General features: G+C 47.6%; 10 protein-coding genes, 1 tRNA gene and 1 pseudogene. 4 read left to right on the plus strand and 8 right to left on the minus strand.

Translation table 11 applies throughout. The features are described from left to right. Window positions 1–159: 159 nt before the first annotated feature. Entirely contained in the window at window positions 160–855 is a 696-nt protein-coding gene (nblR, locus tag QT987_RS21070; RefSeq protein ID WP_333243894.1) for a response regulator transcription factor NblR, read from the minus strand. Window positions 856–1,106: 251 nt separating this feature from the next. Between nblR and rbsK the strand changes: the two genes are divergently transcribed. Then, on the plus strand, window positions 1,107–2,033 hold the full coding sequence (rbsK, locus tag QT987_RS21075; RefSeq protein ID WP_333243897.1) for a ribokinase: 927 nt from the start codon (window positions 1,107–1,109) through the stop codon (window positions 2,031–2,033). A 184-nt stretch (window positions 2,034–2,217) separates the two neighbouring features. Here the strand turns inward: rbsK and QT987_RS21080 are convergent, their stop codons facing one another. Next, window positions 2,218–3,492, minus strand: a complete 1,275-nt coding sequence (locus tag QT987_RS21080) for a ribulose bisphosphate carboxylase small subunit (RefSeq protein ID WP_333243900.1) — start codon at window positions 3,490–3,492, stop codon at window positions 2,218–2,220. A 128-nt stretch (window positions 3,493–3,620) separates the two neighbouring features. Here QT987_RS21080 and QT987_RS21085 point away from each other — a divergent pair, with 128 nt between their 5' ends. Both QT987_RS21085 and QT987_RS21090 read left to right on the plus strand, forming a co-directional pair. Continuing rightward, window positions 3,621–4,892, plus strand: coding sequence for an aspartate aminotransferase family protein (locus QT987_RS21085; RefSeq protein WP_333243903.1), 1,272 nt, complete (start codon window positions 3,621–3,623; stop codon window positions 4,890–4,892). 620 nt (window positions 4,893–5,512) lie between these two features. Next, entirely contained in the window at window positions 5,513–9,166 is a 3,654-nt protein-coding gene (locus QT987_RS21090; RefSeq protein ID WP_333243906.1) for a CHAT domain-containing tetratricopeptide repeat protein, read from the plus strand. A gap of 333 nt (window positions 9,167–9,499) precedes the next feature. Here the strand turns inward: QT987_RS21090 and QT987_RS21095 are convergent, their stop codons facing one another. Both QT987_RS21095 and gltX read right to left on the minus strand, forming a co-directional pair. Beyond that, entirely contained in the window at window positions 9,500–9,934 is a 435-nt protein-coding gene (locus QT987_RS21095; RefSeq protein ID WP_333243985.1) for a CAAD domain-containing protein, read from the minus strand. A 348-nt stretch (window positions 9,935–10,282) separates the two neighbouring features. After that, a pseudogene (gene gltX / locus QT987_RS21100) lies at window positions 10,283–11,725 on the minus strand (glutamate--tRNA ligase); the annotation flags it as partial. A gap of 300 nt (window positions 11,726–12,025) precedes the next feature. Here gltX and QT987_RS21105 point away from each other — a divergent pair. Continuing rightward, window positions 12,026–12,574 carry a DUF393 domain-containing protein gene (locus tag QT987_RS21105; protein WP_333243909.1) on the plus strand — a complete coding sequence of 183 codons (549 nt, stop codon included), beginning with the start codon at window positions 12,026–12,028 and terminating at the stop codon, window positions 12,572–12,574. A 365-nt stretch (window positions 12,575–12,939) separates the two neighbouring features. Here the strand turns inward: QT987_RS21105 and QT987_RS21110 are convergent, their stop codons facing one another. The 4 genes from QT987_RS21110 to QT987_RS21125 all read right to left on the minus strand — a co-directional run bounded on the left by QT987_RS21110 (window position 12,940) and on the right by QT987_RS21125 (window position 16,860). Continuing rightward, a complete protein-coding gene (locus tag QT987_RS21110; protein ID WP_333243911.1) occupies window positions 12,940–13,602 on the minus strand; it encodes a Uma2 family endonuclease in 663 nt (220 codons plus the stop codon). A 60-nt stretch (window positions 13,603–13,662) separates the two neighbouring features. After that, window positions 13,663–13,736 (minus strand) — tRNA-Asp (locus QT987_RS21115). Between the two features lie 56 nt (window positions 13,737–13,792). Continuing rightward, complete coding sequence (locus QT987_RS21120) at window positions 13,793–14,920, minus strand: esterase-like activity of phytase family protein (RefSeq protein WP_333243914.1); 1,128 nt, start codon at window positions 14,918–14,920, stop codon at window positions 13,793–13,795. A gap of 71 nt (window positions 14,921–14,991) precedes the next feature. Continuing rightward, window positions 14,992–16,860, minus strand: coding sequence for a TM0106 family RecB-like putative nuclease (locus QT987_RS21125; protein ID WP_333243917.1), 1,869 nt, complete (start codon window positions 16,858–16,860; stop codon window positions 14,992–14,994). Window positions 16,861–16,888: the final 28 nt, after the last annotated feature.

Consider the following 16,888-nt stretch of genomic DNA (forward strand, 5'->3'; position numbering starts at 1 on the left):
AAATATGTATTTATAATTAATTAACTACAACATTTTTGTGGGTTGGGCGCCCCGCCCGACAAAAAAGGCGGGGCGGGACGCCCATCCCACAATAACAATTAAAATTATAAGTTATTTAATTCGCGATCCTAACCAACAGTCAACAGTCAACTGACTTCTTCAAGCTTCCCGCATCACATAGCCAACACCGCGCACCGTCTGAATCAAGCGCTTTTCACCCTCATCTTCAATCTTGAGCCGCAGATAGCGGATGTAAACCTCAATCACATTCGACTCACCCAAAAAGTCGTAACCCCAAACATTTTCCAGAATTTGTTCCCGCGTCAAAACCTCGCGGGGATGTTCCATCAAATACTTTAGCAGCTCATATTCCTTCATCGTAAGGTCGATCGCCCGTCCGTTCCGCAGGGCCCGCCTAGAGGCCAAATCCAAAACTAAATCGCCAAACCTCAATTGTTCGTTGCTGCTGTTATCCGGCTGCAAATACAAGCGCACCAACTGCAGAAACTCCTCAGTGCGGTAAGGTTTGAGAAAATAATCATCCGCCCCAGCTTCCAGACAAGCTACGCGATCGTCAACTGTATCACGACCGACCAATAGCAGCACCGGCACCCGATTGCCAATACTTCTGAGGTGAGAACACAGTGACAGCCCCGACTCAGCGCCAAGTATGCGATCGATTACAATCAAAGCTGGCTGCAATTCACGGGCTAAATGTTGGCCTGTGGCGGTATTAGAAGCCACTACCGGTTCGTAGCCGGAGGATTTTAAGTCGAGACTCAAGTGTCCGGCGAGAACTTCGTCTGTTTCAACTAGCAGGACACAGGGATTGCGATCGAGAGTAATTGCAGCCATTGAATTGACCGATGAAGACCATAACTGTTCTAGCACGTCTTAAGGAAGAGAGGGAGAGTGGGAGAGAGGGAGAGGGGGAGAGGGGGAGAATGGGAGAGTGGGAGAATTACCAATTACAAATTAAGTTATTTGGCATTTAAATTGAAACTTGATCGCCCCGCGCTATCCTGCCCGCCCCACAAGAGTTTAAGTAAAAAGTAGCTTACAAATTAAATGCGCTACAGCTTACCAATTACCAAATTGAATAATTTATGACCATCATCGTATTCGGCAGTATCAACATCGACCTAGCAGCAAAAACTCCCTGGTTGCCGCAGCCAGGGGAAACTATCATCGGTAGCAATTTTTTCACAGCAGGCGGTGGCAAAGGAGCAAATCAAGCCGTCGCCGCCGCCCGTCTCGGCACTTCTACCCACATCATCGGTCGCGTCGGCAACGATAAATTTGCTGAAGAATTATTGACAAATCTACAATCTTATGGGGTAAATACAGACAATGTATTAATAGACCAAAACACTCATTCAGGAGTGGCAATTATCGCCGTAGACGAGACAGGTCAAAATAATATTATTGTGATTCCGGGCGCGAATAACAATGTCGGTGAAGCAGATATAGAACGTCTCAAAAAACTGTTAACAGCAACTACATCCTTGTTGTTACAGTTAGAAATTCCCCTGGAAGTTGTGCAAAAAGCTGCGAAAGCTGCTCGTGAAGCGGGGGTGCGAGTTATTCTCGATCCAGCACCGGCTAGGGCGGATTTGCCACTGGAACTTTATCCGCTAATTGACATTATCACGCCGAATGAAGTGGAAGCCAGCCAGTTAGTCGGCTTTCGGGTGAATGACACGGAAACAGCGATTGTAGCTGCAAAACATTTGCAGGAGCGCGGTGTCGAGAATGTTATTGTCAAATTGGGCGATCGCGGGGCTGTTGCTGTTACGGCGGATGAAACGTTTTTTGTACCGGCTTTTGCTGTGGAGGCGATCGACACTGTGGCCGCTGGCGATGCTTTTAACGGCGGGTTGGCCTCTGCCTTAGATGCCGGTCTGTCGTTGTCAGAGGCGGTACGGTGGGGGGCAGCAGCGGGCGCTCTGTGCACAACTAAAGTGGGTGCTCAAGGTGCTATGTGCGATCGGGCAACTTTTGATAAATTTTTGCACAATAGAGTGATTGGATAAATCTTTGATAGAGCCGGTTAACCGCAGATTTTAAGCAGATAAACACAGATGAACGCAGATAATTTCAAGAGATGAAAGTGAACGACTATAATAGGTCTATTTTATGTAAAAAAATCATAATCTTGTGGGGTGGGCTTCTAGCCCGCCCCAAATATGCAAGAATTTAAATCTGTAACCGCTTGTCCTAATTCGGTCGCTGAATAATTGTTTCAGCTACCCGCCGCTTGACTTTTGGATCGATACCAATCAGCCGCACGTATTCGCCGCCGTGTTCCGCCAAACAAGTTTCTAAAGATGCAACCACATCTTTTTCCTGTGCACTGTTAATCGTCGCACAACTTTGCCAAGAACCTGTCTTAAATCGGCGATTATCTGCATATTCCATGCCAATTTTGCAGCCTCTTGCTAACAACTGTTTTACTTGTTCCAATACCTCGGAACTCAGCCGCGCCGCATGACCGTTACCACCTTCAGAACTTGGCTCGACGTAAGCCTTATAATATTTGGATGACGGGTCGTTTAATTGACTTTGCGTTGGCACAGCAGCCGCAGCATTGGGGGTTCCTTGAACGTTAAACAGGCGCGATTGGTTGTATTCATCTACTAAGCGCATTTCCTGAATCCGCTTTTGTTGACCCACCATCAAACTGCCCATTTCTAATAAATGAGCGAGGCTGAAATTCGGGTTCTGGAAATCTGGCGCTGCTTCCAAAGTGTTTACCAAACGCTTGGAAACTCGCTCAATTCCTATTTTGTGAATGAATTCGCGGATTTGTTCGTCATAAATGCGCGATCGCAAAGCACTAAAAAAGTCGATCGCCTGATCGGGAAAATGATCGACTAGCCCCACAATATCGGTTTTTGACAATTTGTCCGACTCAAAAATTCCCCCAACAATCCCAATTTTATCATCCCGGCTGGGTTCCCAATAAAACTTTTCCATCCGCCCGTCGCGAATCAGCGGCGCGTACAGCGTAGAAAAATCATTTCCGGTGACAATAATCGGCACTCGGTGCAGCGGCGTACTGTCATAACTTCCCGGTAACTGCACGTTAGTTGGATTATCAGCAATATTCATCAGAGTCGCATTGACCATCTGAGTATTGACAGTATATTGAGTAGTAGTATCGAACCTGCCAGCACCGGCATCCAAATCGTTAATAAAGATGGCGCACATCTCGCCGCGCACGCGAATTTGCTCCGCCGCTTCCCGATAGCGCAAGCGAATTAAACGCGCCGGATCTCCCGCATCCGGGCTTTCTAATTCCCCACCAGATATCATCACCGGTTCAAAGCCCATCCGCCGAAAAACCAGTTCGGTTTGAAAAGTTTTGCCTTCTCCTTTGCGGCCGTGAATTCCCAAAATTAGGGGAACTCTTACCCCGGGTAAATTTAAAAAGTTCTTAGTGACGTGCACCGCAACTTTATCGAGAAAGTTAGGAGAAATGTAATAACTCATCAGTAGATTTGTAAGGGATTAATTGAGGTTACTGTTATGATTTTATGACAAAACTAACAGCCTGCACCGCTAACCTGGATTTTTACCGTACAATCGAGGTCTACATATTATGTGTTAAGGAGCGATTCGTGAGTCCAGAAACCTTATTAAAAGAACCAAGCGTGCAAGCCGAAGCCAGTCTCTTCAGTTCTGAGAGCTTCGACAGCTATGTAATGACAACTTACGGGCGTTTTGCGATCGCCCTAGAACGGGGCCTCGGCTGCCGCGTTTGGGATACCGAGGGCCGCGAATATCTCGATTTTGTGGCTGGTATTGCTACCTGCACCCTGGGACACGCCCACCCGGCAATGATTGCAGCGGTAACTCAGCAAATTCAGACCCTGCACCACGTTTCTAACCTTTATTACATCCCCGTACAGGGCGAGCTGGCAAAGTGGCTTGTAGACCATTCTTGCGCGGACAGAGCCTTCTTTTGCAACTCCGGTGCGGAAGCTAATGAAGCGGCAATTAAACTCGCCCGCAAATACGCCCACGAAAAATTAAATATCTCGAATCCGACGATCATTACCGCTGTTGCGAGTTTCCACGGGCGGACTTTGGCGACAATTACGGCAACGGGACAGCCTAAATATCAGAAGGGTTTTAGTCCTTTGGTTCCCGGATTTCACTACGTGCCATACAACGATATTAGTGCGATCGAAAGTGCGATCGAGCAACTCGACAAAGACGAACGCCAAGTAGCTGCAATTATGCTGGAAGCGCTGCAAGGCGAAGGCGGAGTTCGCCCCGGAGATATCGCCTACTTCCAGCGAATTCGGGAAATTTGCGACGAAAAAGGCATTTTGCTGATTCTCGACGAAGTGCAAGTCGGGATGGGACGCAGCGGCAAATACTGGGGCTACGAAAACCTTGGCATTGAACCGGATATCTTTACATCTGCCAAAGGATTGGGCGGCGGTATCCCGATCGGCGCTATGCTGTGCAAATCTTTCTGCGATGTATTTGAACCGGGAAGTCACGCCAGCACTTTCGGTGGCAATCCTTTTGCTTGCGCTGTAGCTTTGTGCGTTTGCCAAACTTTGGAACGGGAAAACCTTCTGGAAAACGTGCAGCAGCGCGGGGAACAGTTGAAAGCAGGCCTCAACAAGTTGGCGGCCACATATCCGCATTTAATTGCCGAAGTGCGCGGCTGGGGTTTGATTGTCGGGATGGAATTGCAAGCTGATATCGAACTTACATCCGCTGATATCGTCAAATCTGCCATCGCCGCCGGAGTGTTGTTGGTTCCCGCAGGGCCGAAAGTGCTGAGGTTTGTCCCGCCGCTGATTGTCACTGCTGCTGAAGTCGATCGAGCTCTGCAGGCAGTGGAGTCAGCCTTGCGTTCTCAAGCGGTACAGTAAAATCTACTGAGTGAATTTGTGTTAGCTGTAGCGCTGTAACTAAGGATTGCCCATTGGTGTCAACTTAACGTCAAACCCATTTACAGACTGATGTTTGACTATTAAGGCCAGATCACCCTGGCGCCTGCCTTAATAAAGAGAGTAGGGGGTGGGACAGGAGTATTCTCTTTCGTCCCCCTTCTTAAGGGGGATTTAGGGGGATCTAGACTTTGCCTAAAAGCGACATTTATCAGGGGTTTCAGGCTTAATTTGATACCAATGGCGATTGCCATATCTAGACCCACTATTCCTCAGAAAGCCGGTTTCTTTACCAGATTTCTCGTTATCACACCCAATAGTTTCCCAGAAATCGGCTTTCTTAGTCTAAAATCTATCAGGGTAAAATTAAACCCGCCCCGCTGCACGTCTGTCGGGGCGGGTTTGTTAAGTTTAAGACTTGTGCCGAAGCCTGTTTTTTTAAGCAAATACGTTGTGGCGATGTGTATGGTGGAAAAATCAGGTTGGTTTAATCCCCTGGGCGACTCGTACCTCCGGTTAGAGATTGAAATTTAAACCAGGAAGTGATTTAATTGCTGCACAGAAGCAGCGATCCTATCGTTAATAATTCGGCGGAATGCACGATGGATGAACAGCGTCGCAAAACTGATGTTAATATGCTCCAAGCGCTGCTGGAAAATCCTGTGGACTTAGGAATAGATTTGATTTTGAGGACTGACTCAAAATCGATCGACTTTGGGTTCGTGCAAACGCTTTATGTGGAAGAAGTGGCGCTGACGCGAGAAAGCTTGCTGAAAGCTGCAAAATTTTTCCAAAGGGCGATCGCACCTTTAGAATCTGCAAAAGGGAATTATAAATTGCCCGCAACCGGGGCAGCATATCTGGCTTTTTTAGCAGAAGTATTGCAAGCAGTGGCGCGTAGCGCTGATTCGCAGCACCTGTACTCGCTGCTGAGAAACAATTTGGACAAACTCGACCAGAATTTCGCAGAACTGCTGCGCTGCTGGGCAAATTTGGTGTTTTCTGCTGCCAAAGAATCCGAGAGAAGGCGCATTGCAGCGTTAATCGGCAATCTGAGCAACAAAATTGGGCGGTTTCCCCTCGGCAGCAAGGCTAATAACTTGGAAATCGAAATTGCCGGTTACGAAACAGTTGCTAAGGTGTTTACCCGCAAAGACTTTCCCCAAGAATGGGCGGTGATGCAAAACAATCTGGGCAACGCTTACAGCGATCGCCCCAAAGGTGATAAGGCTCAAAATATCGAACAGGCGATCGCTTGCTTTGAAAATGCCCTACAAGTACGCACGCCCGAACAGTACCCCGAACAGTGGGCGACGCTGCAAAATAATCTGGGCAACGCTTACAGCGAGCGTCTCAGGGGAGATCCGGCAGACAATCTAGAACAGGCGATCGCCTGCTATCAAAACGCGCTGCAAGTTCGCACCCGCGAAACTTTCGGGGAAGAGTGGGCGAGCACTCAAAACAATCTCGGCCGTGCTTACAGTCGGCGACTGCAGGGCAACCGAGCCCAAAATCTGGAACTGGCAGTCGCTTGCTACCAAAATGCTTTGCAAGTCTACAACCGCAAGGTGTTTCCCCGGCGTTGGGCCACAACTCAAAATAATTTGGCAAATGCTTACTGCGAGTTGCTGCGGGGCAACCGAGCTGAAAATCTCGAATATGCGGTTACGTGCTATCAAAGAGCTTTGCAGGTGCGGACTCGGGAAGCTTTTCCGCAGCAGTGGGCGACGACTCAAAGGAATTTGGGCCGGGTGTTTGTCGATCGCATCAAAGGCGATCCGGTGGAAAATTTGGAAATGGCGATCGTCTGCTATCAAAATGCTTTACAAGTCTACACCCGCATCAAATTTCCCGAAGTCTGGGCTTCGATCCAAACTTACCTCGGCAGGATCTACAGTCGGCGGGTGAAAGGGGAAAAAGCCGAAAATATGGAAATGGCGATCGCCTGCTATCAAAATGCTTTGCTGTTTTGCAACCGCCAAAAATCTCCCGAACGCTGGGCAATGCTGTGTGCTTACCTTGGCCGCGCTTTCTGCGAACACGTGAAAGGGGAAAAAAACCGCAACCTCAAAAGCGCGATCGCCTGCTATCAAAATGCGGGCGAAGTCTACACCAGGCAGGCATATCCCAACCGCTGGGCAATGCTGCAAATTTATCTCGGTAGGGCTTATTCGCAACTGACGGAGGCGGAAAACTTGTCGCACATGGAAAGCGCGATCGGCTGCTATCACAGTGCCTGTCAAGTCTACACTCGCGAAACCTATCCCCACCGCTGGGCTGAAATTTTATTTTATTTGGGTCAAGCTTACCGAACTCGAGGCGACTTGCTTCGCGCCTACGGGGTTTTTACTGCTGCTGTCGATACTGTGGAATTCTTGCGTTGCGAAGTTGGGGTTGATACAGTTGATTTTGGCGATTCCCTACGGGATAGCTACGCTTCACGGACGAGTACCGCAAAAGTCAAATTAACCCGCACCTGGGCTGGACTCTATAAATGCCTGGTGCAAGTTTGCCTGGAACTAGGCGCCAGCCAACCTGAATATTACGCTAAGGCTCTGGAATACGCCGAACGCCACAAAAATCGGAATTTGGTAGAACTGCTGCTTAAATGCCACTTGACTCCGAAAGCCGAAATTCCTGCAGCGGTGCGAAGCGAGTTGGAGTCGCTGCAACTGGAAATAGCGGGGGAACAGCGGCACCAAGAAGAGGGAGAACCTGAGCCGAACACGACTTTGATTTCTGAGGGCGATAGCCAAGGTTTGAACAGCGGTTCTCTAATGCCGAACTTGGACTTCATGCACTTAAATCAATTGTGGAAGCAGTTTGATAGGTTGATTGCGCGGGAGGTGCAGGCAAACGACCCTTTCTTCAGCCTAGCTCACAAAGTTGAACCGATCGCTTTTGAGCAAATTCGCCAATTGTTGCCTGATGACAATTGCGCTGCTGTGGTGTGGGCGAGTTTGGGGGAGTTGCTGGTTGCTTTTGTGGTGGTAAAGAGTGCACAATATCCCGCCGTTCACCTGTGTTCGGCGGAAAATGCTTTGGCTGCCGAAAGTTGGGGCCAGGAGTACCTCACCGCTTATTCTGAACAAAAAGGTCGCTGGATCAATCATCTGCAGACTCGCCTCAAACGCTTGGCTACGATGCTGGAAATCGATCGAGTGGTGGCGCTGATTCCCGATAATTGCGATCGGCTGATTTTTGTGCCGCACCGATTTTTGCACGCTTTGCCACTCCACGCTTTGCCTCTGGCGGGGAGAGACGGATTTGAGGATGGTGGGGGAATTTTTAGGTCTGGGTGGAGCGATCGCAGCGGTTTTGAGGTGGAAACCTACAGCCTTTCGGATTTTTCTCAAAGTTCGTCTTTTGGCGACGTTGCAGCGCCTGCTACTTATTTGATCGATCGATTTCCCGGAGGAATTCGCTATGCTCCTAGCTGTCAGCTATTGCTGTTGAGACAAAGTGCACACGGAGCGGCTATTGGTCGGTACAGACCCCGTTTGCAGCAGCTTTTGGCCATTCCAACTTTCACCAGAGATGCGTTCTACAGCAACATTGAAATCGGCACTATTTCCCAGTATTTTGCCAGTACAGAAGTTGTGCGCCATAAGCCGGCAATTAAAGAGGCTTTTTCCCCAGAAATGTCTGCTAATAATGGGGAGTTGCCCCAACAAATAGGGCATTTGCAGCAGAAGAAATGCGCTCATTTTGCTTGTTTTAGTTTGCTTAATTTGGCTTGGCCACTGAAATCCGCAGTGTTTTTGAGGAATGATTCTCTGAGTTTGGAGGAAATTTTAAATCTGGATTTTAGACAATATTTTTTAGTTACTTTATCGGGTTGCGAAATTGCCGCTGGCGGAGTTAGCGGTGCTGGAGGAGATTTTGTGGGTTTGTCGGCGGGTTTGTTGTATGCTGGCACGTCTAGTGTGGTTAGCAGTCTTTGGAAGGTGAACGATGTTTCTACGCTGCTGCTGACGAGCAAGTTTTATGAAAATCTGGGACGGTTTTCTCGGTTGCAGGTGGGAGATGTGGCGATCGCACTCTTGGACGCTCAAAGGTGGCTGCGGGATTTGACTAGCGAGGAATTGGAGGTGTTGTTGGCGGATTTTCAACCTCAAATTTCGCAAATGTTCGATCGGCTTTCTCAAAGTTCTCGCCTGATTGCGGAGGCTTCTTTGCAGCAAATTCGCAACCGCAAACCCTATCCTTTTGCCAATCCTTATTATTGGGCGGCTTTTACTGCGGCTGGGGTTTAGTGATTAGTTATTAGTGATTAGTGATTAGTCATTAGTCATTAGTCAACAGTCATTAGTCAACAGTCATTAGTCAACAGTCATTAGTCATTAGTTATTAGTCATTTAAAAACCAGGGCGGTTTCATTCTCAGAAAAACCAGGATTTTGTAGGGGCGGTGCCCCCGTGCCCGCCCAGGCCCAGACACGATAAATTGGGCATTTCAGCGATCGGGGCAACCACGGGGGGTTTGCCCCTACAAAAGAATGAAACAGCCCTGATTTAAAAACCCGACACTAACAACTTATTTAAAGTTATCAGTGTCGGGCACAAATTCAACAAATTACCAGCAAAAGTTTAGGACTTTTTGCCGAAAACTTGTTCTTTCAAGGCTTGAATTTCTTGACCTAATTGTTGCCGATTGGACGATCGCAGCAAATAGCGGTAGACAAACCACCCGGTGTATCCGATACCAATTAGCTCGAATGTCGGTGCTAGCAGGGGGATGTCGTTGAGTTCATCTATTACGCCCAAAAGCACTTTCAAAGAGACAATCGAGGCTATAATTACACCGATAACAGTCAGGGGACTTTTGTACTGTTCGTAAAAGCTGCCGATGTAAGCGGGAAACTCGGACAAAATTGAGATAATTTGTTCTTTGATCTGCTGGGCCTGACTTGGCGGTTCGTCGGTAATTATGACTTTTGTGGTATCGCTGGAACTGTCTGCTTCATTTCCGGCAGGAATTTCGGTGATGATAACGGTTGTTTCTGGTTCGTTTGATGAAGTCATTTCTCCACTCGCAATAGTTTTTTGCTGGTTGGCGGCAGGTATTTCAACTGCTGCTGCGGCTGTTTCAAGAGCCGGTATTTCGACTGCTGCAACCTCCCCGTCGGTTGGTTCAAGAGCCGACACTTCGCCTGTTTCTGTAGTCGGTATTTCGACTGCTGAAACGGGCGCCGCCACTGCTTCAGGAGCCGATATTTCGACTGCTGAAACCTCTGGTGCTGAAGTCGGTATTTCGGCTGGTGAAACGGACGCTGCCGGCTGTTGTGCGACAGAAGTTTCGGTTGCAGTTTCCGCGTTTTGCTGTTCTGGGGTTGGAGTTTCGGCCGCCACACCAACACCAGGCAAATTCAAGTTGCTAATGGCATCAAGCAAACGGGTTTTAGCCGTTCCTCGCTGGTGAAGGATTACCCAAGATTCTATCAGGTCGGGGCCGTGCATTGCACCTGTCAGAGCGGCTCTGAGCGATCGCATAATTAGCCCTTTGTTAAGATTTTTCTCTTTACTGAGCTTTTTAGTGATTTTCTGAGCTTCCGCTGATGTCAGGGATGAATGACTTTCCATCGCTTCTACAACTGCTTGTAAAGCCTGTGCAGCCCCTGGTTGCTGCAATTGTGCGAGTGCTTCTTCTTCGTATTCCACCGTGGTGGAGAAGAAAACCTTGCACATATCCACAGCATCGGTTAAGCGAACGAGACTCGGGCCGATTAAAGCAGCTATTTGTTCGAGCCAGGGGCGATCGGCCTCTGAGTCAAACTCATAACCGCCTTTCTGCCACCAATAAGGTATCAGCAAATCTGTCAATTGCGGCACTGGCATTTTGTGCAGGTATTGACTGTTAAGCCAATTGAGTTTATCCCAATCAAATTTTGCGCCCGCTTTGTTGACTCGATAGAATGTAAATAATTCTGCTGCTTCCGACAGTGTAAATATTTCCTGCGTTGAATCCGGCGGAGTCCAACCGAGCAAAGTCATGTAATTAACTAAAGCTTCGGGCAGGTAGCCCATATCTTTGAAGTCAGAAATCGAGGTTACGCCGTCGCGTTTAGAAAGCTTTTGTCCTTGGGAGTTTAAAATCAGCGGCGTGTGGCCAAATTCTGGGATTGTCGCGCCCAAAGCTTCGTAGAGCAATATTTGTTTCGGAGTATTGCCGATGTGATCTTCGCCGCGGATGACGTGGGTGATGCCCATGTCGATGTCATCGACAACTACGGCGAGGTTGTAGAGTGGTTGGCCGATGACGCCGCCGCTGGATGCACGGGCAATCACCATATCGCCGCCGAGGTCGCTACCTTTCCAGGTTACGGTGTCGCGCACCATGTCGTTCCAAGAAATTGTGCGATCGTCGTCGATGATAAACCGAATCACAGCTTGTCGCCCTTCGCCTTCAAAAGCAGCGCGCTCTTTGCTGGTCAAGTTGCGGTGTCGGTTGTCGTAGCGGGGGGCTTGTTTGTTGGCTTTTTGTGCTTCCCGCATTTCGTCGAGTTCTTCCGACGTGGTGTAGCAGCGGTAGGCGAGTCCATTGTCGAGAAGGGTTTGGACTGCTTGGCGGTATATTTCCAGACGCTGTGACTGAAAACTCGGGCCTTCGTCCCACTCCATACCCAGCCAGGTGAGGCCTTCGAGGATGTTATCGGTGTATTCGCTTTTAGAACGTTCTACGTCTGTGTCTTCTACCCGCAGGATGAATTTGCCGCCTTGATTGCGGGCAAACAGCCAGTTGAATACGGCGGTTCTGGCGGTACCGATGTGTAGGTTTCCGGTGGGACTGGGGGCTAGACGGACTCTGACATTCATGTAGATTTTTGCTTTTAGATTGGGGGCAATTTGCTGGTTGGGGGAATAGCTGATGTTTAAGACTTTAAATTTTATTATATTTGGTTGCCGAATTAACAGTTGTGCTGGGCAGGTGCTTTGCCTCGAATTGTTTGATATTCGACTATCGGGCGATCGGGCGTAAAGTCTCCGGCAAGGCAGGAGAGGGCATCTTGATGATAATAGCTTGCGGGTGGCCAAGACTGGATTCACCTTTGGGACTATTTTTCACACCACAAATAACTGCTTCAGGAGTACCCAAGGCGCACCTGATAACTATTGATGCTTGTAAAATGTTTGTGTGCGATCGACGACATTAAAATATATTTCCCTATGTCTGCTGCTAAAACTGAGTTTTCCGAATCTGTTGCGCCCTCACTCGACTCTGTTGCGCCTGCTTGGCAGATTGAGTTGCTGTACGACGGTGAATGTCCTCTGTGCGTGCGGGAGGTTAATTTCTTGAAAAAACGCGACGCGGGGCGAGGTTTAGTGTCGTTTGTGGATATCGCGGATGATGGCTACAACCCGGAGGCCCACGGCGGAATCGACTACGAAACGGCGATGGGGCGGATTCACGCGGTGTTACCCGACGGTACGGCAATTAAAAATGTGGAGGTTTTTCGCCGCACCTACGAGATTTTAGGGATGGGCTGGGTTTATGCTGTGACTAAGTTACCAGCGATCGGGGCGATCGCCAATTGGCTGTACGGAATTTGGGCTGACTGGCGGCTGCTGTTGACGGGAAGACCGGATTTAGCAACAATTATGAGCGATCGAACTCAGCGGATCGAGTGCGAAAGTCAAGGCCGCTGCCAACCCTACTCGAAATGAGTCATATTTAATAAGTTCGATCGGTCTATCTGAAGATGTCAGCAGAAACAGACTGCAACTAACCTTAAAGATGGACTACTATTAAAGGTCAAAAAAAATGCAAGATGCAGGCTATACAGTCTTCATGGGCTTCGGTGGTCTCTGGATACTTATGGGAATTGCCGCTGTGATTTTCCTCTTCAAATCGGACGGTCAAAAACTTAGGTTTGGCAAATGGGGACTACTTGTGGCGATTCCGATTCTCGTGCCCATCGTCCTGGTTTTGACATATCAGATAGCCCGACCGTTTATTTCCTCGCACCTTTGAGCGCTGCTGGGAGTCGATCGTCCGTGGTAGAAAGGAATTAGTTAAATTAAGTTTATTATTATTGCTCATTTTCGGGCGATCGTAACTGCTCCCTGACCCATACTCGCAAAGCGTCAATTATAGTCGTATCATCCTCCGTCTCGGCCATCTGCAAAAATTGATTGATTATTCCTGAAGAAACAATCGGAAAAGCGCCACTGTATTCACAGCTTGCATATTCTCCGTTCTGAAGTTGAAAAAATTGTACAGTCTCTCCGAGATATCTCCAAATTTCAGGAACTCCTAAGTTTTTATAGATAGTCAAGCGATTAGTAGATGGACTGGTGAGATCGACTTCGATGATTAAATCTGGTGGCGGGTCAATTGACAAGTTAATTTTTCGGCCACGAATGCGATCGACATTTTGGATATAAAAACAGGAATCTGGTTCTGCACCTTGTTTTAAATCTTCACGGTTGAGAGTCGTCGAACCAAATCCCTTGCGTTTCAATTTTAATTCGTCACTTAAAGTAGTCACAAACTGTTTCAACAAACAGTTAACAGTTTCATGCAAATCTGATGGCATGATAATTTCTAATACTTCTTGAAAATAGGAAAACCGCGAGGATCTCTTGTCTCCGGCTTCTGCTAACAAGCTTTGGTAAGTCTGCCAACTGATATTAGATAATACCACCCGTTGTGTGGTTTTTTCTGGGGAGGAGTTAATGAGCGTAACGGTCATACTTCCCTCCCTTTTAATCTATAAAAATCTTCAACTTTTTATTTTGGACTTCCGAGAGAACGGGACAGACGGGGCTCGAACCCGCAACTTCCGCCGTGACAGGGCGGTGCTCTAACCAATTGAACTACTGTCCCTCGTTTTGCCGTTTTTTCAGGCACAATTTCTATTATGCCTATACCTTCACCTTTTGTCAAGAGGTTTTTTGAACTTTTATTTGGAAGCCCAAAATCTGAGTCTCTTGCAGGGGGCTGAAGTTGTTGTCGCTCACCAAAATCAGACCTCTGCTAGCATCCGCCAGGGCGGGGCCAAATGTCAACCCCTCAATGTTGTCTAGGGGAATTTTCAGCGTTTCCAAATCCAGCAGCAGGCGTTTTTGAGCGGGAGAAACCTCGCCCAGACGGCTTTTGAGGCTTTCGAGTGCTTCAATACGATCGCCCTTTTCCAGAGAAATCTCAAAAATTCTGATAGTCGTGCCTGTTTCCAGGGAGAAAGCACGCTCTAAACTCAGCAAACGGTTATCCTCGATCGCCAACAAATCCACTAAACCGTTAGTAGTTAATTTTCCCACAGGATTCGCACCGGTGGGTAGCGGTTCGGTGATGTAGAGAAACGATGCTTCTGGATTGCCACTCACCGCATCGTAGCGCAAAATCCGGCACGGGCTCCCGGTTTCCAGGGAAGCTACGGCGCCATCTTGAACCAAGGCATTTTCGGTGGCTGTAAATAGGTATTTGCGATCGGGCGTTAAAGTTAAACTTTCAAAAGCGAGATTGTTGCGGATGCCTTTACTGCCTTTGTCATCCGGCAAAAATAGTTGAGGAATTGCCAGCGTTTTCAGGAGTTTACCATCGAGGGAGAACTCTTTGATAAAAGGATTTATTTGGCGATCGACATCTCCCTCAGAAGAAACAAACACGCTCTTGCCAGTAAAAGCTATCCCTTCCGGGTCTAAACTTAATTCAGGAAAACCTTTGCCGTTTTCATCTAATAAAGTAGTGACACCAGTAAAAGTAATTTGCTCTTTTTCCAGTTTACCAGATTGCAAGTTAATTTTGAGAGTATAGAAGCGCGCCGGAGCCTTGCTGCTGCGGTCATCAGAAATGGCATAATAAACTTGTTTCTCGGCATCATAAGTAATGCCCGAAAGTCCGCCAATTTCCGTCCCCTGAAACGGAGAACCTGTAGGAAATATTGCTCTGCCGATAAAATCTATTTTCGTAACAGCGAAAGATTGAGCTGATTGATTTACCCAAATAGCAACAGTTGCTGCCATCAAAAAACAGACAATAAATATAGTTGCTTTTACTAGCTTTCGCATTTTACCAATAAATACATTATTACCTTTCTTCCTCTTCCCTTTCTTCCTTCGCGGTTCATTACATCTCAAAATCACGGCTCATGATTCAGCAAAAAATTGGTCAACCAATCTTTTACCACATAAGTAGCACGACAGTCGTCCTCATTGTACCGGACGATCGCCTCCAAGAGCGATCGATCGCCAGTTTTGAGCCAATCGTCGTACCAGCAGACGCACTGAGCACCATTCGCCTTAGCATCTCGCCAGTCAAAACCCAGCCAGCGGGCAATTGGTTTGAGTGCGTAACTTTCCACCGGCATAATCGCCTTTTGCGTCACTTGTTTGTGAATATCTACAAACCTTTTCAGCACGGGTTTCCACAAATAAGCTGGAGTATTGTAAAGTTTAGCCAGCCGCTTAAAAGTCTTGACTTCGTAGTCGCAAAAATGGAAAATCGGAGCAATAGGATAAGCCCACATTAATTCTAAAAATTGCTCCCAGATTGCACCTTCCTCTGCTGCGGATTCTGCTAAAAAACCGTGGAATTTTTCCGTATTGTTGTACCTGTCAACAACTAAGACTCCGTGGAGGTAATCTAAGTTTAACTCAGGTTCCGCTTCAATGTCAAAGTAGAGTTCGATTGGGGCGATCGGCAAAAACACAGATTGGGAATAGGGAATTGGTTTCTTGCGGAGAATTGGCGCAGGTATAGAAGATGTCGCAGGTTGATTTTCTGTAGTTTTTCCCATAACAAGATTAACTTTTGCTAAACTCTTCTCGGCAACTTCTGGTATGGTTATAAATTCATTAACTTCTGCCTCTTCCCTTATTCCTTCTTTCCTCACACCTAGATCCGTTAAATTTGTTAAATCCCGTACAGGGTTCGCTGTCGAAATTCTATCCGCTACATCCGTTACAAAATCCGTTGCCGAACTTCTATCCGTTACATCCGTTACATCCGTTACAAAATCCGTTGCCGAACTTCCTTCTTCCCGCAACAGCGGTTGATTTAGCAAGTGAGATCGAGCTTGCTGCACCACATCAAAAGCAACTCTGTCAGGGAATTCTGGATACTCAGCCAGCAGTGCGGAACTAGCATTAGCGAGAGCTTCTACATCAGTAATTCCGAGAGTTTTTAGTCTAGCATAGCGGCTGGCAGTAACTCCCGGCAATAAGGAAAGATGTTTAATAGATTCTGCTTCGGCGTGACAGATAGTATACCAACCGCAAAGATTGCACTTTTGCCGGGAAATGAACACCTCTGGTTTATCCCGATTTTCTATCATCCGAATGCAATCATCTAAAATCTCGAACATCTGAGGAGTTCGCTGGTCGAGATTCACGGAGTATAGCCCTTTTTTTCGCAGCATCAGCCACGCAGTCTCTGGCATTGTTTCCTGTACGGAAGCTAAAACTTGGGCGTGAAAAGCTGCGATAATTTGATACTCTTGTTTTGGTCGCTTGCTAAGCCAAATATCCGCAGTAATATAACTCCAATTGCCAAATTTTGATTGTCCCGGCTGTTTGATTAATAAATGGGGGCGGCTGATCAGGGTAATGTTTGAAGAGTGCAGATTGGAGGATGAAATATCAACGGGAGTTTCGGGGATTTCGCCAAATTCTGGGAAATATTGACCGTCAATTCCTACCAGAGAAGTTGTTGCGGCGTTGGTTTGGCCGAATTCGCCCTGGATCAGAACTCCTCGGTAAATGCGATCGACCCCTTGCTGCATTAAACTCAATGTAGCGGCCGCGCCGGCTTCCCAATCCCCTCTAGGATAATATGGTTGTTGGTAAGTCTCGTCTTCCAAAGCTTGCTGCTGGTATGTCGCGCTGTCGCGCATCAGTTTCAGCAAAAAGTCGCTGGGGGGATCTAGTTGTTTCCAGTCTCCGCAGGTGTCTAAAAATGCTCGGAGATTGCATCGCTGATAGGAAAGTAGCAGTTTGTCAGTTATTAACATTTAGTATTCGCAAGGCATAGAATAATTA

This window comes from Microcoleus sp. SVA1B4 (genome assembly GCF_036700545.1).
Taxonomy (GTDB): Bacteria; Cyanobacteriota; Cyanobacteriia; order Cyanobacteriales; family Microcoleaceae; genus Microcoleus.